This is a genomic window from Pelagibacterium xiamenense, from assembly GCF_021166475.1.
In the GTDB taxonomy this organism is placed as follows: Bacteria; Pseudomonadota; Alphaproteobacteria; order Rhizobiales; family Devosiaceae; genus Pelagibacterium; species Pelagibacterium xiamenense.
The window spans coordinates 423,925-447,812 of record NZ_JAJOYS010000002.1 but is presented as its reverse complement, the minus strand read 5'-3'; the positions used below and the strand labels follow the sequence as shown (position 1 = coordinate 447,812).

The window sequence follows — 23,888 nt, the reverse complement described above, 5'->3', positions numbered from 1 at the left end:
GCGCCATTGCGGCGCCCTGTTTTTGTTCAGGGCAGCCTGATCTGCAGCTTCACGTCCCCGGGGCGGCCTTCGGCGGCGCGTTCGAAGGCGGCTATGGCGTCTTCGAAGGGGAAGGTTTCCGAGATCAGGGGTTTCAGGTCGATCTTGCCCGAGGCGATGAGGTCGAGGGCGCGGTCGAAGACGTGAGCGTAACGGAAGACGGTTTCGATGCGGATCTCGCGGGCCTGGGCGCCGACGACGTCGAGCGTGACGGGCGCGACCGGCATGCCCACGAGAACGACGACGCCGGCGGGGCGGACGAGGGTAAAGAGGCCTTCGAAGGCCTTGGGGCTGCCGCTGGCTTCGAAGATGACGTCGACGCCCCAGTGGCCGGTGGCCTCGTCGATGGTTTGCTTGAGGTCCTCGTTCTTGATGTTGACCGGGATGATGCCGGGGTAGCGGCCGGCGATCTCGAGCTTTTCGGGCTGCAGGTCCGAGATGAAGACCTTGGCACAGCCGCCCGCCAGCGCGGCAAGGGCGGTCATGATGCCGATCGGGCCGGCCCCGGTGACGAGCGCGGTGTCGCCGGGGGTGATGCCGGCCTTGACGGCGGCCTGCATGCCGACCGCGAGCGGCTCGATCATCGCGCCTTCGGCGAAGGAAACGTTTTCGGGGAGCTTGAAGGTGTAGGCGGCGGGGTGGACGACCTCGGGGGTGAGGCAGCCGTGGACGGGCGGGGTGGCCCAGAACCGCACCGCGGGGTCGACGTTGTAGATGCCGAGTCGGGCGGCGCGGGAGCCGGGGTCGGGGATGCCGGGCTCCATGCAGACGCGGTCGCCGGGCTTGAGCGTGGTGACGGCGCTGCCGGTCTCGATCACCGTGCCGGCGGCCTCGTGGCCGAGGACCATGGGCTCCTCAACGACATAGGGGCCGATGCGGCCATGGGTATAGTAATGGACGTCCGAGCCGCAAATGCCGACCGTGTCGATGGCGATGCGGACATCCCCGGGGCCGAGCTCGGTCGGGATGTCGATGTCGCGGAGCGAGAGATCGCGCACGCGTTCGAGAACGAGAGCCTTCATGGCCACGCCTTTCCTTATTGATCCCAAACTGCCCCTCAGACCGATGGGATTACGGCAGATCGGGGCCCGGGGGAAGGCGGCGGGGCAAAAAAAGAGGCTCGGTCAAAAGACCGAGCCTTGATCGAGGGCTACGCCCTAATCTCACAGTTTACGACCGCGCCGAGGGAGGAGGAGACGGCAACGATCGGGAGAGCGGGGTCCGTGGGAGGAGGATACGTCGCCCGCTCGGGTGTCAGGAGCGAGGGGCCTAGGGAGGAGGAGAAGGCGCGTCGCTCAGTGACAAGACGAATATGCGTGATGACCGTGATGCGAACAATGCGCAATACCGCATAGCTGCTATGCATTAGGCAGCGTTCGAAGTCTGGTCAAAAAATGAGCAAGAAAAAGGCTCCATCCGGGGAGGAGGTCGGATGGAGCCTTAAACTGGCGGCCGATATCGAGGGAGGAGGATTCGATAGCCGGCCGTTGGAGCGGGTCGGGAGGGAGGAGGAGGAACCTTTCCCGCTCTGATGCCAACGTGCAGGGGGCTTAGGGAGGAGGAGGAAAGCGCGCTGCGTCGTTGACCCGCCCTATATGCGCTTCTAATCACGACTTGAGAAGTCGTCTTATGGCATGGCAGCTATGCGCTGAGCGCAAGTTTGGACCGGATGGTCAAAAGCAAGGCAAATCAGCGATTTTGGGCACGGCGCCTCCGTAATGTGCATTGCATCACCAAGGGTGAAATGACGGTGCCGAGGCGATCTTTCCCGATGGCGCAAAAAAATAGCCCCGCTCGAGGGGAGAGCGGGGCCAAGAACAAGAGGACAAGCCTCTTGCAAGGAGGGAACATCAAACGCGCCCAAAGGGAGGAGGAGGAAAAGCGCGCAATGTCTGGCTGGTAGGTAGAGTTATGGGCGGGGCGTTTCAACCCCGCCAGGGTCATGCCAGCCATGCAGTATTTGCATGGCATTGCCAGAAGGATGGGCAAAGCGCCTGAATTTCATGCATTTTTTCGTATGCAATCGGGGCGCTGCAGGGCGCGAAACGTCAGGGTGCGACAGGTTGTCATGCGCGGTTGGGGTGCTTTCGGGTGCGCGAAACTGAGGAACGGGCACGGCGGTGCGCGATTGAGAGCAGGCGGCGAAACGAGTCGCATTCCATATGGGAGGGTGCAGGGCATTCGGCCACGTGCCGCATGAGATTGCGCAGGGCGGTCAATTCGCGAATCCGGCGGTCGAGATCGTCCGCTTTGGCGTGCAGGCTGGCGCGGGGGAGAGCCGGCGTTCCGTCCTCGCGGACCATTCGCGATATTTCCGAGAGGGGGAAGCCGGCGGCCTTGCCCAGGGCAATGAGGGACAGCCGGGCCAACACGCCGTCATCGAACTGGCGCCGCAGGCCGTGGCGGGCGACTGAGGCGATGAGGCCGATTTCCTCGTAATAGCGCAAGGTGGAGGGCGCGATCCCGGTGCGTTCGGAGACTTCGCTGATATCGAGCGTTTTCATGCTTGACCTCAAGTTGACTTGAATTCGTAGCATCGCCGCTTCTGAATTCGGCGACAAGGGCGCACAGCGATATGGATGGCTCTAGAAGGGAACAAAGCAGCGCTTATCGCGGGTTGGGGGCGGTTGCGTCTCTCGCGCTTCCGGTGTTGCTTGCGGCGCTCGGCGTGAGCATTCCCAACGTGGCGTTACCGACGCTGGCAGACGCCTTTGCGGCGGCGTTTCCCGCCGTGCAGTGGGTCGTCATCACCTATCTGCTGACGATGACGGTCGTCATTGTCGGGGCGGGGCGGCTCGGGGACAAGCTGGGGCACCGCAGGGTTCTCCTGGCCGGGATCGGGGTTTTCGCTATCGGCTCGCTGCTCTGCGCGGCGGCCCCGACGCTTTGGATGCTCATTGGCGCGCGCGGTGTGCAAGGGCTGGGCGCGGCCATCATGATGGCCCTTTCCATGGCGCTGGTGCGCAAGACGGTAGCCGCCGGACGCACCGGGCGCGCCATGGGGCTTCTGGGCTCGATGTCGGCGATCGGTACGGCGTCCGGGCCGGCGCTGGGCGGCCTGCTGGTGAGCGGGCCGGGGTGGCGGGCGATTTTTCTCGTGATGGTACCGCCGGCGGTCCTCGCGCTGTTTTTGGCCGGTCGCTATCTCCGTTGCGACACGGCGCCGGCGTGGCACCGTCTGCGGCGGGCCGATGTTCCCGGCACGGTTCTGCTCGCCGCGACGTTGGCCGCTTATGCCCTTGCGGTGACGCTCGGGGGCAGTGTGTTCGGTGCGCTCAACGGAGCGCTTGCGATTGCAGCGGTCCTGCTGGCGGCGGTGTTTTTGCGCATTGAAGCGCGGACGACCGTGCCGCTTGTCGACCCGGCGATGCTGCGCGACGGGGCGCTGCGCGCGGGGCTTGCAACGAATGCGCTCGTTGCCACCGTGATGATGGCCACGCTCGTGGTGGGGCCGTTTTATCTTTCGGGTACGCTGGGGCTCGACGCGGCGGCGGTGGGGCTGGTGATGGCGTTCGGCCCGTTCGTTTCGGCGCTCAGCGGTGTTCCCGCCGGCAGGATCGTGGACCGGACCGGGGCCGGGCTGGCCGTTATCGCCGGGCTGACAGCAACGGTGGCGGGAAGCCTGGCGCTCGCGGCGTTGCCGCCCATGCTGGGCGTTGCGGGGTATGTCGCGGCACTCGGTATTCTCACGCCCGGTTACCAGCTCTTTCTTGCGGCCAACAATACCGAGGTCATGGATGCGGCGCCGGAGACGCGGCGCGGGGTGACATCGGGGATGCTCAATCTGTCGCGGAATCTGGGGCTTCTCACCGGAGCGTCGGTCATGGGGGCGGTGTTTGTGGCCGCGGCGGGAACGCGCGAGATTGCCGAGGCGGCGCCGGACGCCATCGCGGCGGGGATGCGGGTGACGTTTCTCGTCGCGGGCGGGCTGACCGGGGTGGCGCTTATGCTCGCGCTCGCGCTCGGCGGCAGGTCGAGATGATGTTCGAGGTCGCGCATTCGGCGGACGCGTTTCCGGCCCGTTCAGAGTTTGCGGTTAAAGGAGAGTGAGGTCGATGTGTCTGCAGTTTCGGGAGGTTGTCTTGCGCGCCTTGGTCATCTCTACCGCCCTCATGTTCTGGTCTCTACTCGCTCTCCCGGCGCAGGGGGGTACTGTGTGCACGCTCATAGCGGACGCGCATACCGGGACGGTTCTGGTTGAGGAGGGTGACTGCGATTCGCGCGTGACGCCATCCTCGACGTTCAAAGTGCCGCTTGCGGCAATGGCATTTGATGCGGGGATTTTGACTGACGAGGCCCATCCGGTGATGGCCTATCGGGCCGGCGATCCGGATTGGGGCGGTCCCAACTGGACAAAGGACACCGATCCGGCGGACTGGTTGCGCTATTCAGTGCTCTGGTACTCCCAAAGGATCACCCATTTGATGGGAGCCGAAGCCCTGACACGATACGCACAGGACTTCGGATACGGAAATGCCGATTTTTCCGGAGACCCCGGCTTTGGAAACGGGCTGGAGCGCGCATGGGTTGCCTCCTCACTCCGGATTTCTCCGCGTGAGCAGGTCGCCTTCATGCGTGCTCTAGCTATGGATGCGCTGCCCATTTCTTCACAGGCCTTGCGGAACACGCGGGCGATCGTCGATCGCCGTCAGATCGGGGAGTGGATCATCTACGGCAAGACCGGTGCTGCCTATCCCAGACGTGCGGATCGCTCCTTCGACTATTCGCGCGGTTGGGGCTGGTTTGTCGGCTGGGCCCAAAGTGGTGCCAAAACGCTGGTTTTCGCCAGGTTGACGCAGGCCAGCGAACGTACCAATGGTTTTCCGGGCATATTGACCCGGGACGCTCTGTTGAGGGAGTGGCCCGACCTGGTCCACTGACACTCGCCGGACTGTCGACTCCCTAAAATTCCCAGTCGCGGGCCTTGGAGACGAGGAAGTCGCGGAAGACGCCGACGCGTTTGGAGTTCTTGAGCGCAGGGGGGTAGACGAAATAGGTCTCGAAGGCCGGCAGGTCGATGTCGGGGAGGACGCGCTGGAGGCTCGGTTCCTCCTCGCTGATATAGTCCGGCAGCATGGCGATGCCGATGCCCTGACGGCAGGCCTGCATCATGCCGTAGATCGCGTTGACTTTCAAAGCCGTGCGGCGCGGGCTCGAATCGGGGCGGCCGACGCGTTCAAGAAAGTTGACGTCGCCCAGATATGACGGGGACGGCTCGCCGAAGGAGATGATCTGGTGCGCGTCGAGCTCTTCGATCGAGGCCGGGGCACCGAAGCGTTCGATGTAGCTTGCGGCGGCATAGATATGGAAGTGCACCGTGAACAGCTTGCGCTGGATCATTTCGGACTGATTGGGCCGGTGCAGGCGGATCGCCACGTCGGCCTCGCGCATGGCGAGGTCGAGTTCGGCGTCATTGAGCTTTATTTCGAGCTGAATGGTCGGATAGAGCTCGACGAATTCGTGAATGCGCTTGGTGAGCCAGGTCGAGCCGAAACCGACGGTCGTGGTGACGATCAACGGGCCGGTGGGAACGTCCTGGCTTTCGGTCATCTGCGCCTGCACCGACTGCAGCTCCCAGGCCATGCGGTGGGCGGTGCGGAAGAGCTGCTCGCCTACTTCGGTCAGGACCAGTCCGCGCGCGTGGCGGATGAAGAGTTTCAGCCCCAGATCCTCCTCGAGCGCGGAAATCTGCCGGGAAACGGCGGATTGCGACATGCCCAGCTTCTCCGCCGAATGGGTGAAACTTCCCGATTCCGCGGCGACATGGAATATGCGCAGCTTGTCCCAGTCCAACATTGCGCCCGGTGTCCCCTCTTTGATCCGGTCGGTTCGGGGCGCCGCTTTGAACTTTTGTCCATCGCGGCGCCGATCCTTGGAGCCGCGCCGTTATTCGGCGGCTTCGGCTATTTCGTTTTCGGCAAGGTAGCGCTCGGCCTCGAGCGCGGCCATGCAGCCCATGCCCGCAGCGGTCACGGCCTGGCGGTAAATGTCGTCGGTAACGTCGCCGGCGGCATAGACGCCCGGAATGTTGGTCGCCGTCGAATCGGGCGCGGTGACGATATAGCCACCGTGCTTCATTTCGAGCTTACCCTTGAAGACGTCCGTGGCCGGAGCATGGCCGATGGCGACGAAAATACCGTCGACCTCGATTTCGTGGGTTTCGCCCGTGGCGATGTCCTTGAGGACAGCGGACTTGACCGAGGGGGGCATGTTGTCGCCGTGGACCTCTTCGAGCACGGTGTTCCAGCGCACCTCGATCTTGGGGTGCTTGAACAGCCGCTGCTGGAGGATCTTTTCGGCCCGGAATTCGTCGCGGCGGTGAATGACGGTGACCTTGGAGGCGAAATTGGTGAGGAACAGCGCTTCCTCAACCGCCGTATTGCCGCCGCCGACGACCAGGACTTCCTTGTCGCGGTAGAAGAACCCGTCGCACGTCGCGCAGGCGGAGACGCCGAAGCCCTTGAACTTTTCTTCCGAAGGCAGGCCGAGCCATTTGGCCTGGGCGCCGGTGGCGATGATGACGCTGTCGCAGGTGTAGACCGTGCCGCTATCGCCGGTGAGCTTGAAAGGACGGGTGTTGAAATCGACGTCGACGATCATGTCGTTCTCGATCCGGGTCCCCATGTTTTCGGCCTGGGCGCGCATCTGCTCGACCAGCCAGGGGCCCTGGATGGGATCGGCGAAGCCGGGATAGTTCTCGACGTCGGTGGTGATGGTCAATTGCCCGCCCGGTTCGGTGCCGGAAATGATGACCGGCTCGAGCATGGCGCGGGCGGCGTAGATCGCCGCGGTGTATCCGGCGGGGCCGGATCCAATGATAATGACTTTCGCGTGCATCGTGGTGGGCCGCTGAATATTGAAGTTGGACCAAATATGGCACGCGGGGCGCATGTTACAAGCGCAGAGCACCCATGCGGGGGCAAAAGCTGTGGGCGCTGCGGCGTTAAGGGCACAATATCGTGCGTTCGCCTCGCCCTTCGGGGGCCGGCGGCTGGCGATCCCTCCCGTTCCTGGGGGAGGGGGCGTGCCGCCGGCCCGGTGCGGGGGGCCTACTTGAAGACGATCTTGAGGACTTCGTAGGCGCGCGAGCCGCCGGGGGCGGAGACTTCGATGGATTCGCCGACTTCCTTGCCGATCAACGCACGGGCGATCGGAGAGGAGACGGAGATCTTGCCGTTCGTGGCATCGGCCTCGGCATCGCCCACGATCTGATAGGTCTTTTCCTCGTCGGTGTCCTCATCGACGAGCGTCACGGTCGCGCCGAACTTCACGGTCGTGCCAGAGAGCTTGGAGACGTCGATGACATCCGCCTTCGCCAGCATGGTTTCGAGCTCCATGATGCGGCCCTCGTTGTGGCTCTGCTGCTCCTTGGCGGCGTGGTACTCGGCGTTCTCGGAAAGATCGCCATGCGCGCGTGCCTCGGAGATCGCCTCGATGATGGCGCGGCGATCCTCGGACGTGCGGCGGCGCAATTCTTCCTGAAGGGCGGCATGTCCTGCCACCGTCATCGGGACCTTTTCCATTCTCTTACATCCAATCCCTTCATTCTGCACAACGGCGGGCGAGAGCATTCTGGGGCTTCCTCGCGCACCGCTTATAAAGTTCTACGCAAATCGCTCTTGCGCCGACCACAATCAGCGGAAAGCGATTCACTATTGGGGGGAAGCTTGACGTTCAGGTTGCATCGCCCCGCGCATGCGGTCAAGGGGCAACCGAACGACCCCGCCCGTGATATGGCCTCTGGTTTGTGGCGTGCAAGAGGCGTCACGCTTTATAAAAACCAAAGGCGCGAACCGCCGGGTCCGGCGGTTCGCGCCCTTTCTCTGCCCGGCCAATTGAGCCGGGCACTCGCTCAACTGGCGTTGTTAGTCGGCAGCGGCAAGGTTGCCGGCAGCGGATTTGCCGGTGCGCTTGTCCTTGACGATCTCGTAGGAGATCTTCTGGCCTTCATCGAGACCGGCCATGCCGGAATTCTGAACCGCGGAAATGTGGACGAAAACGTCCGCCCCGCCCTCGTCGGGCTGGATGAAGCCGTAGCCCTTCTGCGTGTTGAACCATTTGACAGTGCCGGTAGCCATTGGCGTGCCCTTTCGCGTATTTGCTGTCGTTCTTGGACCGCCTTTGTTTTCACGGTCCGGGGTATATCGAGTATGGGTTCTAGACGTCAGCAGTCGCGAAAATTCGCTTGGCTAGATCAGTCGGCCGCACCTTCGATCCGCTTTTTTTAAAAGAAATGCGCGTTCTATTCAAGTGGAGTCGAGTTTTGGGATGTCGGCAAAATTTTAGAAAAGCCGAAAAACAATAGAAGGGTTGGAAAATGCCTTTCCCGCGCTCTAACATGTCAGTATTCGGCGCGCGGTTTCGGGTGGCCGGGGAATTTAGACAGTAACCATGACGTTTGTCGCCGGTGCCGGTTGCCGTTCAGTCCGGTTGGGGCGGGTCGGCGCGGCGGTGGTCAAGGTGGCCCGGTGCGCGTAAGAGGGTGCGCATCCCTTGTTCGAGTGCAGCGATGAGCGACATGTCCATAGATTTCCGGTCTGATACCGTCACCCGCCCGAGCGCCGGCATGCGCGCGGCTATGGCCGAGGCGCCCGTGGGAGACGACGTCTATGGCGAGGACCCCAGCGTCGCGGCGCTCGAGGCGCAGGTTGCCGGAATGATGGGCAAGGCGGCGGGCATCTACCTGCCGTCGGGGACGCAGTCGAACCTGGTTGCGCTTTTGAGCCATTGCGCGCGGGGGGAGGAGTTTATCGCGGGGCAGGAGGCGCATTGTTATAAATACGAGGGCGGCGGCGCGGCGGTGCTGGGATCGATCCAGCCGCAGCCGGTGGAGAACCTGAGCGACGGGACAATGGCGCTGGCGGCGATCGCGGCGGCGATCAAGCCGGAGGATGTGCATTTCGCGCGTACGCGGCTATTGGCGCTGGAAAATACCATCGGAGGGAAGGTGCTGCCGGCGGACTTCGTGGCCGCGGCGACGGATCTGGCGCGGGCGCACGGACTTTCGACGCATCTCGACGGGGCGCGGATCTTCAACGCGGCGGTGGCGAGCGGGGTCGAGGCGCTGGCCTTGGCGGCGCCGTTCGACAGCGTTTCGGTGTGCCTTTCCAAAGGGCTTGGCGCGCCCGTGGGATCGGTGCTCGTGGGGACGCCGGAGCTTATCGAAGAAGCGAAACGGTGGCGCAAGATGCTCGGTGGGGGCATGCGGCAGGCGGGGATCGTCGCGGCGGCGGGGCTTTATGCGCTCAAGAACAATGTCGCGCGGCTCGCCGACGATCACGCGCGGGCGCGGCGGCTGGCCGAGGGGCTGGGGGCGCATCAGGCGATCGCGGTTGAGATGCCGCAGACCAATATCGTCTTCCTCAAGGTCGATCCGGCCGTCGCCGAGGCGTTTTCGGGGCATCTGGAGGCGGAGGGGATCAGGGTCTCCGGGCGCTACGGCGCGCAGCGCTGGGTGACGCATCTGGATATTTCGGATGCGGATGTCGAGCGGGCGCTCGCGGTGGTAGACGCGTTTTTCAAGGGGTGATTTTTCCGCTTGCGTTTTGGCGCGAACGAAGACATTTGCCGTCCGCCGGCACGTGATGCCGGTTTTTTTCGGACAATGACCCAGAGTGGATGCCGTCTTTCTTTCTTCGGGCGATCTGATTGCCGATCGCCGGTCTCACTATGCGCAAATGCTGGCCGGGGGCGGGGCGTTCGCCGCGGCGGCGGAGCTTATGGCCCAGGCGCTCGAAAGCGCGCCGGACTGGGCGGCGGGCTGGATGATGCTGGGCGGGTATTGGCACGAAGCGGGCGATACCGGGGCGGCGATCAAGGCCTGGCAGCGGGCGGCCGCGCTCGATCCGGCGGGGACGCTTGGGGCGCAGATGAGACTGGCGGCGCACGGGATTGCCGAGGTCGAGACTGGCGCGCAGAACGCCTATGTCGAGGCGCTGTTCGATGCGTATGCGAAGAGCTTCGAGCAGGCGCTTGTCGAAAAGCTCGATTATGTCGTGCCCGGGCGGCTGGCCGGTCTCATCGCGGCGACGATGGGCGAACTGGGGATATCGGGGTTTGCGCGGGCGCTCGATCTGGGCTGCGGCACCGGGCTGATGGGGGAGCGGGTGCGCAAGCATGTCTCGCATCTCGAGGGGGTCGATCTTGCCGCCGGCATGGTGGCCGAAACGGCGCGGAAGGGGATTTACGATGCCGTCAGGCAGGGGGAACTGCTGTCGTATCTGGGCACGGTGCGGGGCGGGGTGGACCTGATCACGGCGGCGGACGTGTTTTTGTACTGCGGCGATCTGGCGCCGATCTTCGCTGCGGCGTTTGGGGTACTGGCGCCGGGCGGGCTGCTGGTCTTTTCGCTCGAAAAACACGCGGGGGCCGAGGCGTGCGTGCTGCAAGCGTCGTTGCGGTATGCGCATGGGCGCGGGGCGGTCGAGGAGGGGCTGAGGTCCGCCGGGTTCGACTGTCTGCAAATTGCGGAGGACACCATTCGTACCGACCGGGGGCAGCCGGTGACGGGGTTGCTCTTCGTCGCGCGGCGCCCGGCCGGGGATAGCTTTGAGGTTGTCGTCGGAGACGCGTCCGGCACGGGCGAGGGCGCGCCGGTTCTCAACTGAAAAACGGGGGGCGTGGCGCCCCCCGGGGTGGCCGTGGCGGTCAGAAAGCCAGTCCGCAGGCCTTGCGGATGGCGATCTGGACCGGGGAAGGCGGCAGGGCGGGGTCGAACTCGCCGGTGGGCACCAGAGGGGGCTGGGCCATGAAGCGCGGCTCGGTTCCGCGGTGCGGCTGGGCCGCGTGGACGAGGAAGGGGTGGCACAGGTAGACGGTGCCGGCCGGGCCCGTCGCGAGGGTTTCCTCGCAATCGGAAGTCGCCGCATAGCCGTCGGCGGAAAGCTGCCGGAGCGTTGCGCCGAGATCGCCATAAGGGAGCAATTGCCGTGCGATTTCTCCATGCGAGCCGATACGGATGCGGGTGGGCGCGTCGTCGGGGCCGACGTCGGAGAAGAGGAAGAGCATCAGGAGCGCGCGACCCGAGCTTTTAACGTTGGCGCGCCATTCCATGAAATCGGGATTTTCCAAACCGAAGCTGACATCGACGTGCCAGCCGGCATCGCCCGGGTCCTCATCGGAGGGAAAGCGCACCGGGAAGGTGCCGAGGCCCTGGGGCGGGAGCCAGCGGCCTTCGCCGGCGATCTGGTCATAGGCGGCATGAACGATGGGGGTATTGGCCGCTTCGCGGAAGGGTGCATCGTGATAGCTGCCGAGCCTTACGACAGGGCGTGTCCAGGTCGTACGGTCGCTCGGATCGCAGCCGGTGTCGCGCCAGAGGATGGCGCGGGCGGCAGCGGCGGTTTCTGAGGAAAAGGCGTTGTCGATGCGGACGAAGCCATCGGCGATGAACGCGTCGATTTGCGCTTCTGAGAGCGCAGTGAGCTGATTGGGCATAAGATGAACTTTCGATATGCGGAAAGCCGCATGCGCGGCCAGGGCGCTCGCTACGCCGGCGCGGTGTTTCTCCTCGGGGCGAGGACGGTCGCTTATCGAATAATTGTCATCATCATGGTGACAGCATTAGCCGGTTTCGGGGTGACCGCGCAAGGGTTCCGGTAACCGGGCGTGGCCGTTGTCGGACGACGGTGGGGTAGAGGAAGCAGGGAGCGAGTGGGCCCGCCCCCTTTCGCCGCAGAGGCTATTGGCGCGCGCGCCAGAAGGCGTGGAGAGCGGGAACGTCCGCGCTGGTCATGATCGGCATGGCGGCTTCAAGAGCGGTGTCATCCCAGTCCCACCAGGCCACTTCCAGAAGCATGGCGATATGCTCGTCGGGAAACCGCTTGCGGATCGGTTTGGCGGGGTTGCCACCGACGATCGTGTAGGGCTCGACGTTCCGGGTGACGAGCGCGCGCGTGCCGATGATGGCGCCATGACCGATTGTGACACCGGGCATGACGATGGCCTCCGAGCCGATCCAGACATCCGATCCGATCACTGTATCGCCCGCCGGTTCATAGCCGTTGGCGGCCCCGGCGAAATGGGGCACTTCGGACATGAAATGGAACGGGAAGGTGGAAACCCAGTCGTTCCGATGGCCCTGATTGCCCGCCATGATGAAGGCCGCGCCCGAGCCGATCGAGCAGAAGCTGCCCACGATCAGCTTGTCGGCGTCGGGGTCTGGCAGAAGGAACCGGGCGCAATCGTCAAAGCCGTGGCCGTGGTAATAACCCGAATAATAGCTGTAGCGCCCGACCGAAATGTTGGGATGGGTGACCTGCTCGCTGAGCAGCTTGCCCCTGAAGGGGCTTTCGAAAACATTGTCCATTGATGTGAAACCGTAAAGTCTTGCCGCAGGGTGCGGCCGTACCGTTCAGGCAGGTGCGCGCGACAAAGGGATGGCGGCGCCCCGCCCGGCGAGCGGCGCGTCCGGCGGGCGTGTCAGGCCGCGGAACGCGCGATGGAGGTGGTACAGTCTGCGGACTTTTCGGTTGTCATGGCGCGATTTCTAGCAGTGGGCGGCGGTTGGGGGAAGGGCGCCAAGGTGTCGTTTTCGTGGGTCCGGGTGACAGCCCGTTCGACATCATGGGGTGGACTATGAAAAGCAACGCTCACCTCGTTCGTGCCGGGCTCAATTTCCATTTCTGATCGGCGCGCTAGAAGCAACGGATGATGCGGAGAACGGTACAGGCAGGCACGTTCTCATTCGATCACTTTGTCTTGGGCGTGTTGCTTTCGAGATGGCGAGCGACCACGGCTGCGCCCAGGGCGACGCTGGCTGAGGCCAGCATCACCACCAACAGGCCGGGCCGAGCGTTTTCTTCGGTTAGAACGGCGCCCGCGAGCGCGGCCACTATAGAAGCGCCGGCGACTGTGAATGCGCCGGCGAGGCTGGCGGCGCTTCCCGTATGTGTCGGGCGAACCGAAATTGCCGCCGCACTCGCGCCGGGCTGAGTAAGGCCGTTCGATATGCCAACGAACACGCACGGTCCGAACAGTGCCAGCACATGGCCGATGCCGGCGGCATACAGGGCTATTCCCGCCAACAGGCCCGCGCAGGCCAAGGTCCTTCCGGCAATCAGTATGGTGGCCTGCGGCAGCGTGCCGGCGAGCCGCCCGGCCAGAAAACTGCCGAGCATGAAGCCGCCCGTTATCGAGCCCATGTAAAGACCTAAAATCGCCGGCGACACATCGAAGGCCGAAGCGGCCAGCGGGGCACCGGCCAGGAAGGCATAGAAGGCGCCGACCGAGAAGGCCATGCACAGGCAATAGGCCAGGAACCGCTTGGAACCCAGAAGTTCGGGGTAGGCCTTGTATTGCTCCAGCATTGTGGTGGAGCGCGAATTGTTCGTTTCGCGCAGGTCGATCCAGCACAAGGCGAGGACCGCGGTTCCCAAGAGCGCCAGAACGTAGAAGCTGGCTCTCCAGCCGAATACCTGATCGAGCAGGCCACCTGCCGTGGGGCCGAGCATGGGGGCCACAGCCCAGGCCATGGCCAGATAGCCAAACTGGCCCGCGGCCTGTTCCCGGCTGGTCGTGTCACGGATCACCGCGAGCGACACCGCATAGGTTGGCCCGATCACCGCCTGCACCATGCGGCAGGCGAGGAAGGTCCAGGCATCCGGCGCGATGGCGCACCCGATCGTCGCAGCGATAAATATCCCCAGCGCCCAGAGGATCACCGGCCGGCGACCAAAACGGTCCGAGAGCGGACCCAGAATGAGCTGCAGGCATGCCGAGCTTACGGCATAGGCCGCCAGTGAAAGCCCGATTATCCCATAGTCCACGCCAAACTCGGCGGCCATTTGAGGGAGAGACGGGAGAAAGAAATTGATCGGCAGGATGGCAAGTGCCGACAGAAAGACCAACGTGGAGAGGCGCGGAGACGTCGAGGACATCGGCATGATCAAAGCCAATCGCTTGTGTGTAGGGAACGAGGCAATAAAAAAGCCCCTGTGAGGGGCTGGTTTTTCCGCGCATGGGTGCATTCACCTGGCAGCTATGCTGCCGTGCCCATGCGCCTGCCTACTACGACCATGTCGATTGCGATCATCATGCAACACTTGTTACGGCGCGGAGCCGTTTTCGTCAACCAAGTCGACGGTCTACACGCCCCAACGCAGCCGAAACGCCGGCGCCCGCCGGTCCGCAAGCCGGGCCTGCGGACCGCAAGATGCGTACTCAATGCCGCCTCGGCCCAGCCTTACGCGGCGAAATAGTCCTGCAGCGGTTTGACGGTCAGGTTGCCGCCGCTATAGGCGACGATGCCCTCGACCGCGGCGGTGGCGCCGGGGATGGTGGTGTAATAGGGCACCTTGGAAAGCAGTGCGGCGCGGCGGATGTCGCGGCTGTCGGAGACCGCCTTGATGCCGTCGGTGGTGTTGATGACCAGTTGCACCTCGCCGTTCTTGATGGCGTCGACAATGTGCGGGCGGCCTTCGAGGACCTTGTTGATCTTGGTGCACTCGATGCCGTTTTCAGCGAGGTAACGCTGGGTGCCGCCGGTGGCGATGATTTTGAAGCCCGCCTGGGCGAGCTGGCGGACAGGCTCGATCATGCCGGGCTTGTCGTCGTCGCGGACCGAGACGAAGACCGTGCCCTCCTTGGGGACCTTGGAGCCCGCGCCGAGCTGGGACTTGGCAAAGGCGATGGCAAAGTCGGTATCGAGGCCGATGACTTCGCCGGTCGACTTCATTTCCGGGCCGAGCACGGTATCGACGCCGGGGAAGCGCGAGAAGGGGAAGACGGCTTCCTTGATGCCGATGTGCCTGATGTCGCGTTCGACGAGGTTGAAGGCGGCAAGCGGCTCTCCGGCCATGATGCGCGAGGCGATCTTGGCGATGGGGTGGCCGATGACCTTGGCGACGAACGGCACCGTGCGCGAGGCGCGGGGGTTCACTTCGAGGACGTAGAGGGTGTTGTCCTTCAAAGCGAACTGGACGTTCATCAGCCCGCCGACGTTGAGGCCACGGGCCATGGCGGCCGCCTGGCGCTTGAGCTCTTCGATAATCCCGGGGCTCAGCGACCGCGGAGGCAGCGAACAGGCGCTGTCGCCCGAGTGGATGCCGGCCTCCTCGATGTGTTCCATGATCCCTGCGACGAAGACGTCCGTGCCGTCGCAGAGGCAATCGACGTCGATTTCGACGGCGCCTTCGAGGTAGCTGTCAAAGAGCAGCGGATTGTTGGCGAGCACCGAGTTGATCTGGCCGGTCTTGTCGTTGGGGTATCTGTGCCGGATTTCGGGGGGCACGAGCTCGGTGAGGGTCGACTGGACGTAGCGCTCGAACTCCTCGGAGGAATGGCAGATGACCATTGCGCGGCCACCGAGCACGTTGGAGGGGCGGATGACGAGCGGGAAGCCCAGGCCGTCGGCCACGAGACGCGCCTGTTCGAGCGAATAGGCGATGCCGTTTTTCGGCTGGGTCAGATCGAGCCGGTTCAGGAGCTTCATGAACTGGTCGCGGTCTTCGGCGAGGTCGATCTTTTCGGGCTGGGTCCCAAGGATGGGTACGCCGGCGCGCTCGACGGCGGAAGCGAGCTTTAGCGGCGTCTGGCCGCCGAACTGGACGATGACGCCGTGGAGCGTGCCGTTGTCCTTTTCGGTGGTGAGGATTTCAATGACATCCTCTTCGGTGAGCGGCTCGAAATAGAGCCGGTCGGAGGTGTCGTAGTCGGTCGAGACGGTTTCGGGGTTGCAGTTGACCATGATGGTCTCGTAGCCGGCCTCCGACAGCGCGAAGGCGGCATGGCAACAGCAATAGTCGAACTCGATGCCCTGGCCGATGCGGTTGGGGCCGCCGCCGAGGATGACGACTTTCTTCCTGTCGGACGGCCGGGCCTCGTCGGCGGGGGCGCCCGCGAAGGGCGTCTCATAGGTCGAATACATGTAGGCGGTGGGCGAAGCGAACTCGGCGGCGCAGGTGTCGATGCGCTTATAAACGGGCCGGACGCCGAGGCCGGTGCGGTGGTTGAGCACCTCCTTGGCGGTCTTGCCGGTCAGTTCGGCGAGGCGCGCGTCGGAAAAGCCCATGGCCTTCAACTGGCGCATGGCGCCGGCGGTTTCGGGCAGGCCGAACTCGCGGACCTTCGCTTCGGTGTCGACGATGGCCTGGAACTGCTCGAGGAACCACGGGTCGATGCGGCAGGCCTCGTGGATCATCTTATGGTCGTAGCCAAGCCGCATGGCTTCGGCGACCCACAGGATGCGGTCGGGCGTCGGGGTGCCGAGCGCGGCGCGAACGGCGTTCTTGTCGTCGCCTTCGCCCAGGCCGGGGATGCCGATCTCGTTCAAACCGGTGAGGCCGGTTTCGAGCGAGCGCAGGGCCTTCTGGAAGGATTCGGGGAAGGAACGGCCAATGGCCATGGCTTCGCCGACCGATTTCATCGAGGTGGTCAGGCGGCTGTCGGCGCCGGGGAATTTCTCGAAGGCGAAACGGGGGATCTTGGTGACGACGTAGTCGATGGTCGGTTCGAACGAGGCCGGGGTGGCGCCGCCGGTGATGTCGTTCTCGAGCTCATCGAGCGTATAGCCGACCGCGAGCCGCGCGGCGACCTTGGCGATGGGGAAGCCGGTGGCCTTCGAGGCAAGGGCCGAGGAGCGCGACACGCGCGGGTTCATCTCGATGACGATCATGCGGCCGTCCTCGGGATTGATGGCGAACTGGACGTTGGACCCGCCGGTTTCGACACCGATCTCGCGCAGGACGGCCAGCGAGGCGTCGCGCATGATCTGGTATTCCTTGTCGGTCAGCGTCAGCGCGGGGGCAACGGTGATCGAATCGCCGGTGTGGACGCCCATCGGGTCGATGTTCTCGATCGAGCAGACGATGATGCAGTTGTCCTTCTTGTCGCGGACAACCTCCATTTCGTACTCTTTCCAGCCGAGGACGGATTCCTCGATCAGCACTTCGTTGGTGGGCGATGCGTCGATGCCGGATTCGATGATGTCGATGAATTCTTCGCGGTTATAGGCGATGCCGCCGCCGGTGCCGCCAAGGGTGAAGGACGGGCGGATGATGCAGGGCAGGCCGACCTTCTCAAGCGCGGCGAGGGCCTCGGGAAGCGAATGGGCGAGTTCGGACGCCGGGGTCGCGAGGCCGATCTTGTGCATGGCGGTGCGGAACAGCTCGCGGTCTTCCGCCTTGTCGATGGCTTCGGCGTTGGCGCCGATCATTTCGACGCCGAATTTTTCGAGGACGCCCATCTTGTTGAGCGAGAGCGCGCAGTTGAGCGCGGTCTGGCCGCCCATCGTGGGCAGGAGCGCGTCCGGGCGCTCCTTTTCGATGATCTTGGCGACGACCTCGGGGGTGATGGGCTCGACATAGGTCGCGTCGGCCATGTCCGGGTCGGTCATGATCGTCGCGGGGTTCGAGTTGACCAGGATGATGCGGTACCCTTCCTCGCGCAGCGCCTTGCAGGCCTGGGTGCCGGAATAATCGAACTCGCAGGCCTGGCCGATAATGATCGGTCCAGCCCCGATGATGAGGATGGATTTGATGTCTGTGCGTTTGGGCATCTTGGTTCTCGTGCGGGACCTAGCGCGGCGGCACGGGTGTGCCGCGCGGGAAGGGTCAGTGACTCTCTCGGCTAGGCGGTCTCCTTAGACCAAGCAATCGGGGATTTCCAGCGTCCAGGGCGGATTCTTTGTTCGATTGTGCCGCTTCCCGGTTCGGGCGGCGCCGGGGGTGGCAATCTGACGCCCATGCGATAGAGTACGGGAAACCATTTTCTTCCGGTGCGGCGCGCCGGATTTTCATGACATCGCGAACGCATATGGAGGGCGGCATGACGCAGCAACCGCTTATCGAACTCAATGATGGCAACACCATTCCGCAGATCGGGCTGGGCGTCTGGCGGACCGAGGATGCGGATACGCCGCGCGTAATCGCCGAGGCGATTGCGGCGGGGTACCGGCATATCGATACCGCGCAGGCCTATGGCAACGAGGAAGGCGTCGGACGGGCGGTGCGCGAGGCGGCGGTGCCGCGCGAGGAGCTGTTCATCACCACCAAGGAGCGCACCAGCCATCAGGGCTATGACAGCACCATGCGCTCGTTCGACGAATCGATGGGGCGGCTGGGGCTCGACTATCTCGACCTGTTCCTCATCCACTGGCCGGTCCCCATGCACGACCGGTACGTGGATACGTGGAAGGCGTTCGTCGAGCTGCAGAAGCAGGGCCGGGTGCGGTCGATCGGGGTCTCGAACTTCCTGCCCGAGCATATCGAGCGGCTCGCGGCGGAGACGGGCGTGCTGCCGGCGGTCAATCAGCTTGAACTGCACCCCTATTACCAGCAGCGCGACGTGCGGGACTTCCACACGCGGCACAATGTGGCGATCCAGAGCTACAGCCCGCTAGGGAGCGGCGCGGTGTTGGCGGACGCCGAGATCGGGGCGATCGCTGCGGCGCACGGGAAGTCGATCGCGCAGGTGATTATCCGCTGGCACGTTCAGCAGGGGCTGATCGTTCTGCCCAAATCGGTGACGCCGTCGCGTATCCGGGAAAACATCGCGGTGTTCGATTTCGAATTGAGCAGCGAGGAGATGGCGCGGATCGGGGCGCTGGATTCGGCGGACGGCAAGACGCTGCCGGAGCCAGCGGAGATGAGCAACCTCTTTTAGTCTGGCGCCCTAGAGGGCGCGCTTGAAGCCCTCGTGGGTCTGGGCGAAGCCGATGCGGGTGTAAAAGCGGTGGGCGTCCTTGCGCAGCTTGTTGGAGGTGAGCTGAGCGAGGCCGCAGCCGCGGGCCTTTGCGGTTTCGCAGGCCCACTCCATCATCGCCGCGCCGATGCCCTTGTTGCGGTGGGACGGGGCGACGTGGACCGCTTCGATGGTGCAGCGCCATTGGCCCTGGCGGGCGATGCCGGGGGTGAAGGTCAATTGGAAGGTGCCGACCGGCGTGCCGTCGATCTCGGCGATCACGAGGAGCTGGTTGGGGTCGGCAGCGATTGTGGCGAAGGCGTTGCGGTAAGGCCTTGCCATGGGGTCCGGGTCTTCGCCGGAGTCGACGACGCTGTCTTCGTGGATGAGGCCGACGATGAATGGGAGGTCGTCGAGGGCGGCGGGGCGGAAGGCGAGATCTGTCATGGGAAGGCGCTTTTGGAAACTGTGACGATCTCTCCTAGCGCTGTTGGGCGGTCTTGACGAGACGCTGGGTCAGATCATCGCGGCGAGCCGTGCGGCGTCGGTGCCGGCGGGGAGGGTGCCCAGGGTGTGGCCCCAATCGCCGCCGAGGCGGGTCCGGGCGAAGATTTCGCCGGGGAAGGGGTCGGGTTGCTTTAAGAGAATCGCGGCCTGGAGGAGGAGGGCGAGGCGCTCGGTTATGCGGCGGGCGGCGGATTCGGTGGCGGATTTGAGTTCGGCGTAGGCACCATCGAGCGCGGCGTCGTAGGCGGTGGATATGCCGCGGGCGGCCTCGAGTTCGGCGCGCAGGGCCTCGAAGGCTTCGGGGGCCTTGGCGAGGGTGCGCAGGACGTCGAGGCAGATGACGTTGCCCGAGCCTTCCCAGATGCCGTTGAGCGGCGCCTCGCGGTAAAGGAGGGGCATGGGGGTGTCTTCGATGAATCCCATGCCACCGATCACCTCCATGGCTTCGACTGTGACAAGCGGGCAGCGCTTGTTGTTCCAGTATTTGGTGAGCGCCACCGCAAGGCGGGCGAAGGCGCGTTCGGTTTCGTCGGTGCCCGAACGGTCGAACGCCCAGGCGGTGCGCATGCCGGCGGCGAGGGCGCCGAGCCATTCGAGCGCAAGGTCGGCGAGAAGCGTCTGCATCAGGGGCTGGTCGATGAGCCGTTTGCCGAAGGCGGAGCGGTTCTCTGTCCAGTATCTGGCTTCGCTCAAAGCGCGGCGCATGAGCCCCGCGGGGGCAATGGCGGTATCGAGGCGGGTGTGGTGGACCATTTCGAGAATGGTGCGGACGCCGTCGCCGGGCTCGCCGAGTATTTCGGCGTAGGCGCCGGCGTATTCGATTTCGGCCGACGCATTGGCGCGGTTACCGAGCTTGTTCTTGAGCCGCATCAGATGGATGGCGTTACGGGTACCGTCGGGGCGCCAGCGCGGGGCGAGGAAGCAGGTGAGGCCTTCGGGGAGCTGTGCGAGGGTCAGGAAGGCGTCGGACATGGGGGCCGAGCAGAACCATTTGTGGCCGGTGAGCCGGTAGGCGCCATTGGCGGGTTCGGCGCGGGTTGCGTTGGCGCGGACATCGGAGCCGCCCTGTTTTTCGGTCATGGCCATGCCGACGGTGGCGCCGTGCTTGTGCTCAAGCGGTTCGTCGGTTTCGTCGTAGGCGCGGTTGAGGGCGAGGGATTTGAGGATCGCCGCGAGACCGTCGCCCTTCGAAAGCGCGGGGATGGCGGCGTAGGTCATGGTCATGGGGCAGCAGACGCCGGGCTCGACCTGGGCCATCAGGTAGACCATCGCCGCGTGGGCCGGGTGGCCGCCGGAGGCGTTGGTGGTCCAGGGAAGTGCGGCGTAGCCGGCGCCCATGCCTTCGCGCATGAGGGCGTGGTAGCCGTCGGGGTAAAGGACGGTGTCTATGCGGCGGCCAGCGGTATCGAAGGTGTGCAATTCGGGCCCGGGGCCCGTGGCGAGGCGGTGCCCGGCGGCAACCCTATCTGCCATGCCGATGACGCCGGCGAGCGATTCCGGGGCGAAACCCGTCTCGGGCGCGGCGCCTTCGAGCGCGGCCTTGAGCGGGGCATCGGCCTCCCAGAGCGGGAGATCGCCGCGGAGGGCGGGCTGGTTTTCAACCGCGTGGGTCGCAAGGTCGGTCTGTGGGCGAAAGGCGCACATGGTCGGTCCTCCCGGACTTTATCCATGAGTGGACGCCTGTGGGGCGGGAGTGTCAACACGATGCTTGACTATAGCCAATTAGTTATATAGCTGTTTGGTTACGAATAAGGAGGCTATCGTGTTCAAGCACCTGACAACCACCCTTACCGTCGCGGCGACCCTCGCTGCCGCAGTCCCCATGACAACCCAGGCACAAGGACCATCCGCCATGAGCGCACCGACGACCGCCGCGCATGTCCCCGTCAACGGGGTCGAACTCTATTACGAGATCCACGGGGCAGGGGAGCCGCTGGTCATGCTGCATGGCGGCGTCAATCCCTCGGATTTTTTCGGCGCGCCGCTGGCGGCGATGGCCGAGGAGCGGCAGGTGATCGCAATACACTTGCGTGGACATGGCTTCAGCACCGACGCCGACACGCCCTGGAGTTATGAGCTGATGGCCGATGACGTTGCCGCCCTGCTCGAGGAAATCGGCATCGAAAAGGTCGATTTCATGGGAATGTCGGCCGGCGGCGGCGTTGCCCTTCAGACGGCCATCCGTCATCCCGACCTCGTCGGCAAGCTTGTCGTCATTTCGAAAAACGTGCACGACAGGGGCAATTATCCCGAGGTTCAGCACCAGTTCGATGCCATGCCGGAAATGGCGGCGCAGATCGGACAGAACGTGGCCCAGTCGCCTCTCGCCGAGATGTATCCCGATGTCGACTGGGAAAGGATGTTCCGCAAGACCGGCGAGATGAACCAGGGACCTTATGACTGGTCCGAGGACGTGGCCGGCATACAGGCGCCGACCCTGTTGATCTTTGCGGATGCCGACATGATGGACCCCGGGCACATCGCCGAAATCTACAAGCTCTTCGGCGGCGGCACGCGCGATGCGGGGATCGATGGTTCGTTGCGCCCGACGCAGAACCAGCTGGCGATCATTCCGGGCACCAACCACTACAACCTGATGCTCGAAGCCACCGATGCCGTTACCGGGTATGCCAAGGCGTTTCTGGCCGGGGCCGGCGCGGTGTAAAAGGCGGGCCGGGGCCCGCCTTTGTGTGTCGGCTCAAACGCAGCGCTTACAGCGCGATGCGGTAGACGCCGAAGCCGAGTTCGGTGGTTTCGCCCGTCGGCTCGATCGCGATGGCGGTGACGTCGGCGACGTGCTGTTCGGCGGCGGGGCCGGTTTCGAACAGGACGGAGGTGTCACCGATTTCCGCGAGCGACCAGTTGCTGTCGGCGGCCGGGTTGATGGTGCCCTGCTCGACGATATAGCGCACGATGATGTCGCGATTGGTGTCCGGGCCGATGAAGACGACCTTGTCCGGGCCGATGCCCGGGAAGGAACCGCCGCCGCCGGCGCGGTAGTTGTTGGTGGCGACGAGGAATTCCTGGTCAGGATCGATCGGCGCGCCATCAAACATCAGATCGACGATGCGGTTTGCGTCCGGATTGATCTCCTCAGATCCGTCCGAGGAATATTTGGACGGCTGGGTGAGATCGATCTTGTAGGTCACCCCGTCAATCACGTCGAAATTATAGGACGGGAATTCGGGGTTGATGAGCGGGGCGTCGGTAGCGCCGGGCTCGACCTGGTTGAAAATCCCGGCCGAGCGCTCGAGCCAGTTCTTGACGTCGGCGCCGGTGATTTTCACCGCCTGGATGGTGTTGGGATAGAGGTAGAGATCGGCGACGTTCTTGATGGCGACCGGGCCGACGGGGACGTCGGTATAATAGGTCGGGCCGCCACGGCCGCCGGCCTTGAAGGGTGCGGCAGCGGAGAGGATCGGCAAACCCTCCATCTCGGTACCGGGCGCCATCTGCTCCATGTACCATTTCTGAGCAATGTTGACGATCTGGACGGACGGGTCGTCGGCGACGAGCGCGAAATAGGAGTGGAGCGGCGCGGCGGTTTCACCCACGGCGCGGCGGATGTAGTCGAGGGTTTCCTGGTGCGCGGTTTCGACCGAGGCGACGACGTCGGCGTCGGATTCCACCAGCGGGTTCACCTCACGATCGACACGCTCGAAGATCGGGCGGGCTTCCGAGGTGTGCGAGAGCACCGACCAGGTATCGTCGTCACCCTTTTCGAGCAGCAGGTCGATAAGGCCCATATGGCTGCCCCAGAAGCCGGCCATGACGGCGGGCGTGCCCATGAGGGTGCCATTCTCGATATCGGCGCCTTCGACGTCGGCATAGTCGGGGCCGGGGAAGACGAGGTGGTGGTGGCCGGTGAGGATCGCGTCGATGCCCTCGACGCCGCCGAGGTAGAGCGAGGCGTTTTCCATGCCCGGCACGTAGCCTTCGCCGTTAATGCCGGAGTGGGAAAGCGCGATGACGATATCGGCGCCTTCTTCCTTCATTTTGGGGACATAGGCCTCGGCGGTTTCCACGATGTCGCGCACAACGACCTTGCCATTGAGGTGTGCGCCGTCCCAGGTCAGGATCTGGGGCGGGGTGAAGCCGATGACGCCGATCTTGATCGGGTGGGTTTCACCAGCGCCGTCGGTGAGTTCGCGCTCGAGGATGACATAGGGGGTATAGAGTGTGTCGTCGGCGAGCGGATCGTCGCCGAGTTCGGTGCCCTTGACGACGTTCGCAAGGACGACCGGGAACTGCGCGCCGGCCAGCGAGGCGTCGAGGAACTCAAGGCCGTAGTTGAATTCGTGGTTGCCGATGGTGCCCGCGTCGTAGCCCAGGGTGTTCATGGCCGCGATGGTGGGGTGCAGGTCGGAACCGTCGACGCCGCGCTCATAGGCGACGTAGTCGCCCAAGGGGTTGCCTTGAATGGTGTCGCCATTGTCGAGAAGGATGGCGTTGCCGGCTTCGGCGCGGATGCCTTCGACGATCGAAGCGGTACGCGCGAGGCCGAGCGTGTCATTGGGGGCATCGGCGTAGTAGTCATAGGGCATGATGGCGACGTGGATGTCGGTCGTTTCCATGATGCGCAGATGGGCCTGGCGCGATTGTGCCATGACCGCGAACGGGTGCATGACGACGGCAGCTGCGCCGACGCTGGCGCTGCCGGCGAGAAATGCCCGGCGCGAGATGGAGGAAAAGAAGTTCATGATGTCCCTCCTGATGGACGTATC

19 protein-coding genes are annotated in these 23,888 nt (G+C 64.3%); 6 read left to right on the top strand and 13 right to left on the bottom strand.

Translation table 11 applies throughout. The annotated features are described in order from the left end of the window. Positions 1-26: 26 nt before the first annotated feature. Both LSG43_RS10095 and LSG43_RS10090 read right to left on the bottom strand, forming a co-directional pair. Positions 27-1,061: an NAD(P)-dependent alcohol dehydrogenase gene (locus tag LSG43_RS10095; RefSeq protein WP_231803696.1), complete on the bottom strand. Its 1,035-nt coding sequence runs from the start codon at positions 1,059-1,061 to the stop codon at positions 27-29. 1,044 nt (positions 1,062-2,105) lie between these two features. Beyond that, positions 2,106-2,543, bottom strand: a complete 438-nt coding sequence (locus LSG43_RS10090) for a helix-turn-helix domain-containing protein (RefSeq protein WP_231803694.1) — start codon at positions 2,541-2,543, stop codon at positions 2,106-2,108. Between the two features lie 71 nt (positions 2,544-2,614). On the opposite strand from LSG43_RS10090, the gene LSG43_RS10085 reads away from it, so the two are divergent. Both LSG43_RS10085 and blaOXA read left to right on the top strand, forming a co-directional pair. Then, complete coding sequence (locus LSG43_RS10085; RefSeq protein ID WP_231803692.1) at positions 2,615-4,021, top strand: MFS transporter; 1,407 nt, start codon at positions 2,615-2,617, stop codon at positions 4,019-4,021. A 172-nt stretch (positions 4,022-4,193) separates the two neighbouring features. Next, complete coding sequence (gene blaOXA, locus LSG43_RS10080; protein ID WP_231803690.1) at positions 4,194-4,919, top strand: class D beta-lactamase; 726 nt, start codon at positions 4,194-4,196, stop codon at positions 4,917-4,919. 22 nt (positions 4,920-4,941) lie between these two features. On the opposite strand, the gene LSG43_RS10075 is transcribed toward blaOXA, so the two are convergent. The 4 genes from LSG43_RS10075 to LSG43_RS10060 all read right to left on the bottom strand — a co-directional run bounded on the left by LSG43_RS10075 (position 4,942) and on the right by LSG43_RS10060 (position 8,117). Continuing rightward, positions 4,942-5,835, bottom strand: a complete 894-nt coding sequence (locus tag LSG43_RS10075; RefSeq protein WP_231803688.1) for a LysR family transcriptional regulator — start codon at positions 5,833-5,835, stop codon at positions 4,942-4,944. Positions 5,836-5,925: 90 nt separating this feature from the next. Then, positions 5,926-6,876, bottom strand: coding sequence for a thioredoxin-disulfide reductase (trxB, locus tag LSG43_RS10070; RefSeq protein ID WP_231803686.1), 951 nt, complete (start codon positions 6,874-6,876; stop codon positions 5,926-5,928). Between the two features lie 212 nt (positions 6,877-7,088). After that, positions 7,089-7,562 carry a transcription elongation factor GreA gene (gene greA, locus LSG43_RS10065; protein ID WP_231803684.1) on the bottom strand — a complete coding sequence of 158 codons (474 nt, stop codon included), beginning with the start codon at positions 7,560-7,562 and terminating at the stop codon, positions 7,089-7,091. A 342-nt stretch (positions 7,563-7,904) separates the two neighbouring features. Continuing rightward, positions 7,905-8,117: a cold-shock protein gene (locus tag LSG43_RS10060; RefSeq protein ID WP_231803682.1), complete on the bottom strand. Its 213-nt coding sequence runs from the start codon at positions 8,115-8,117 to the stop codon at positions 7,905-7,907. 431 nt (positions 8,118-8,548) lie between these two features. On the opposite strand from LSG43_RS10060, the gene ltaE reads away from it, so the two are divergent. After that, positions 8,549-9,568: a low-specificity L-threonine aldolase gene (ltaE, locus tag LSG43_RS10055; protein WP_231803680.1), complete on the top strand. Its 1,020-nt coding sequence runs from the start codon at positions 8,549-8,551 to the stop codon at positions 9,566-9,568. 85 nt (positions 9,569-9,653) lie between these two features. Then, positions 9,654-10,646 (top strand): methyltransferase domain-containing protein, encoded by a 993-nt coding sequence (locus tag LSG43_RS16625; RefSeq protein ID WP_231803678.1) that lies wholly within the window; start codon positions 9,654-9,656, stop codon positions 10,644-10,646. Between the two features lie 40 nt (positions 10,647-10,686). On the opposite strand, the gene LSG43_RS10045 is transcribed toward LSG43_RS16625, so the two are convergent. The 4 genes from LSG43_RS10045 to carB all read right to left on the bottom strand — a co-directional run bounded on the left by LSG43_RS10045 (position 10,687) and on the right by carB (position 17,533). After that, positions 10,687-11,475, bottom strand: coding sequence for a phytanoyl-CoA dioxygenase family protein (locus tag LSG43_RS10045; RefSeq protein ID WP_231803676.1), 789 nt, complete (start codon positions 11,473-11,475; stop codon positions 10,687-10,689). 244 nt (positions 11,476-11,719) lie between these two features. After that, the gene (gene catB, locus LSG43_RS10040; protein WP_231803674.1) at positions 11,720-12,346 is read right to left on the bottom strand and encodes a type B chloramphenicol O-acetyltransferase; all 627 of its coding nucleotides are present in this window, start codon (positions 12,344-12,346) and stop codon (positions 11,720-11,722) included. Between the two features lie 382 nt (positions 12,347-12,728). After that, on the bottom strand, positions 12,729-13,916 hold the full coding sequence (locus tag LSG43_RS10035) for a multidrug effflux MFS transporter (RefSeq protein ID WP_231803672.1): 1,188 nt from the start codon (positions 13,914-13,916) through the stop codon (positions 12,729-12,731). Positions 13,917-14,221: 305 nt separating this feature from the next. Beyond that, positions 14,222-17,533, bottom strand: a complete 3,312-nt coding sequence (gene carB / locus LSG43_RS10030) for a carbamoyl-phosphate synthase large subunit (RefSeq protein ID WP_231803670.1) — start codon at positions 17,531-17,533, stop codon at positions 14,222-14,224. A gap of 269 nt (positions 17,534-17,802) precedes the next feature. On the opposite strand from carB, the gene LSG43_RS10025 reads away from it, so the two are divergent. Next, positions 17,803-18,639, top strand: coding sequence for an aldo/keto reductase (locus LSG43_RS10025; protein WP_231803668.1), 837 nt, complete (start codon positions 17,803-17,805; stop codon positions 18,637-18,639). Positions 18,640-18,648: 9 nt separating this feature from the next. Here LSG43_RS10025 and LSG43_RS10020 read toward each other — a convergent pair whose 3' ends face one another. Together LSG43_RS10020 and LSG43_RS10015 are read right to left on the bottom strand one after the other, a co-directional pair. Next, positions 18,649-19,104, bottom strand: coding sequence for a GNAT family N-acetyltransferase (locus LSG43_RS10020; protein ID WP_231803666.1), 456 nt, complete (start codon positions 19,102-19,104; stop codon positions 18,649-18,651). 69 nt (positions 19,105-19,173) lie between these two features. Continuing rightward, positions 19,174-20,808 carry an acyl-CoA dehydrogenase family protein gene (locus LSG43_RS10015; RefSeq protein WP_231803664.1) on the bottom strand — a complete coding sequence of 545 codons (1,635 nt, stop codon included), beginning with the start codon at positions 20,806-20,808 and terminating at the stop codon, positions 19,174-19,176. A 118-nt stretch (positions 20,809-20,926) separates the two neighbouring features. On the opposite strand from LSG43_RS10015, the gene LSG43_RS10010 reads away from it, so the two are divergent. Next, on the top strand, positions 20,927-21,829 hold the full coding sequence (locus LSG43_RS10010) for an alpha/beta fold hydrolase (protein WP_231803662.1): 903 nt from the start codon (positions 20,927-20,929) through the stop codon (positions 21,827-21,829). Between the two features lie 46 nt (positions 21,830-21,875). Here LSG43_RS10010 and LSG43_RS10005 read toward each other — a convergent pair whose 3' ends face one another. After that, positions 21,876-23,864: a bifunctional 2',3'-cyclic-nucleotide 2'-phosphodiesterase/3'-nucleotidase gene (locus LSG43_RS10005; RefSeq protein ID WP_231803661.1), complete on the bottom strand. Its 1,989-nt coding sequence runs from the start codon at positions 23,862-23,864 to the stop codon at positions 21,876-21,878. Positions 23,865-23,888 lie beyond the last annotated feature (24 nt).

Bases quoted from the DNA above. Each gene is read 5' to 3' on its own strand.
- LSG43_RS10020 (WP_231803666.1), bottom strand. From the start codon at position 19,104: ATGACAGATCTCGCCTTCCGCCCCGCCGCCCTCGACGACCTCCCATTC.
- LSG43_RS10025 (WP_231803668.1), top strand. From the start codon at position 17,803: ATGACGCAGCAACCGCTTATCGAACTCAATGATGGCAACACCATTCCG.
- LSG43_RS10090 (WP_231803694.1), bottom strand. From the start codon at position 2,543: ATGAAAACGCTCGATATCAGCGAAGTCTCCGAACGCACCGGGATCGCG.
- LSG43_RS10045 (WP_231803676.1), bottom strand. From the start codon at position 11,475: ATGCCCAATCAGCTCACTGCGCTCTCAGAAGCGCAAATCGACGCGTTC.
- catB (WP_231803674.1), bottom strand. From the start codon at position 12,346: ATGGACAATGTTTTCGAAAGCCCCTTCAGGGGCAAGCTGCTCAGCGAG.
- LSG43_RS10005 (WP_231803661.1), bottom strand. From the start codon at position 23,864: ATGAACTTCTTTTCCTCCATCTCGCGCCGGGCATTTCTCGCCGGCAGC.
- greA (WP_231803684.1), bottom strand. From the start codon at position 7,562: ATGGAAAAGGTCCCGATGACGGTGGCAGGACATGCCGCCCTTCAGGAA.
- carB (WP_231803670.1), bottom strand. From the start codon at position 17,533: ATGCCCAAACGCACAGACATCAAATCCATCCTCATCATCGGGGCTGGA.
- LSG43_RS10060 (WP_231803682.1), bottom strand. From the start codon at position 8,117: ATGGCTACCGGCACTGTCAAATGGTTCAACACGCAGAAGGGCTACGGC.
- ltaE (WP_231803680.1), top strand. From the start codon at position 8,549: ATGAGCGACATGTCCATAGATTTCCGGTCTGATACCGTCACCCGCCCG.
- LSG43_RS10015 (WP_231803664.1), bottom strand. From the start codon at position 20,808: ATGTGCGCCTTTCGCCCACAGACCGACCTTGCGACCCACGCGGTTGAA.
- trxB (WP_231803686.1), bottom strand. From the start codon at position 6,876: ATGCACGCGAAAGTCATTATCATTGGATCCGGCCCCGCCGGATACACC.
- LSG43_RS10035 (WP_231803672.1), bottom strand. From the start codon at position 13,916: ATGTCCTCGACGTCTCCGCGCCTCTCCACGTTGGTCTTTCTGTCGGCA.
- LSG43_RS10075 (WP_231803688.1), bottom strand. From the start codon at position 5,835: ATGTTGGACTGGGACAAGCTGCGCATATTCCATGTCGCCGCGGAATCG.
- LSG43_RS10095 (WP_231803696.1), bottom strand. From the start codon at position 1,061: ATGAAGGCTCTCGTTCTCGAACGCGTGCGCGATCTCTCGCTCCGCGAC.
- LSG43_RS10085 (WP_231803692.1), top strand. From the start codon at position 2,615: ATGGATGGCTCTAGAAGGGAACAAAGCAGCGCTTATCGCGGGTTGGGG.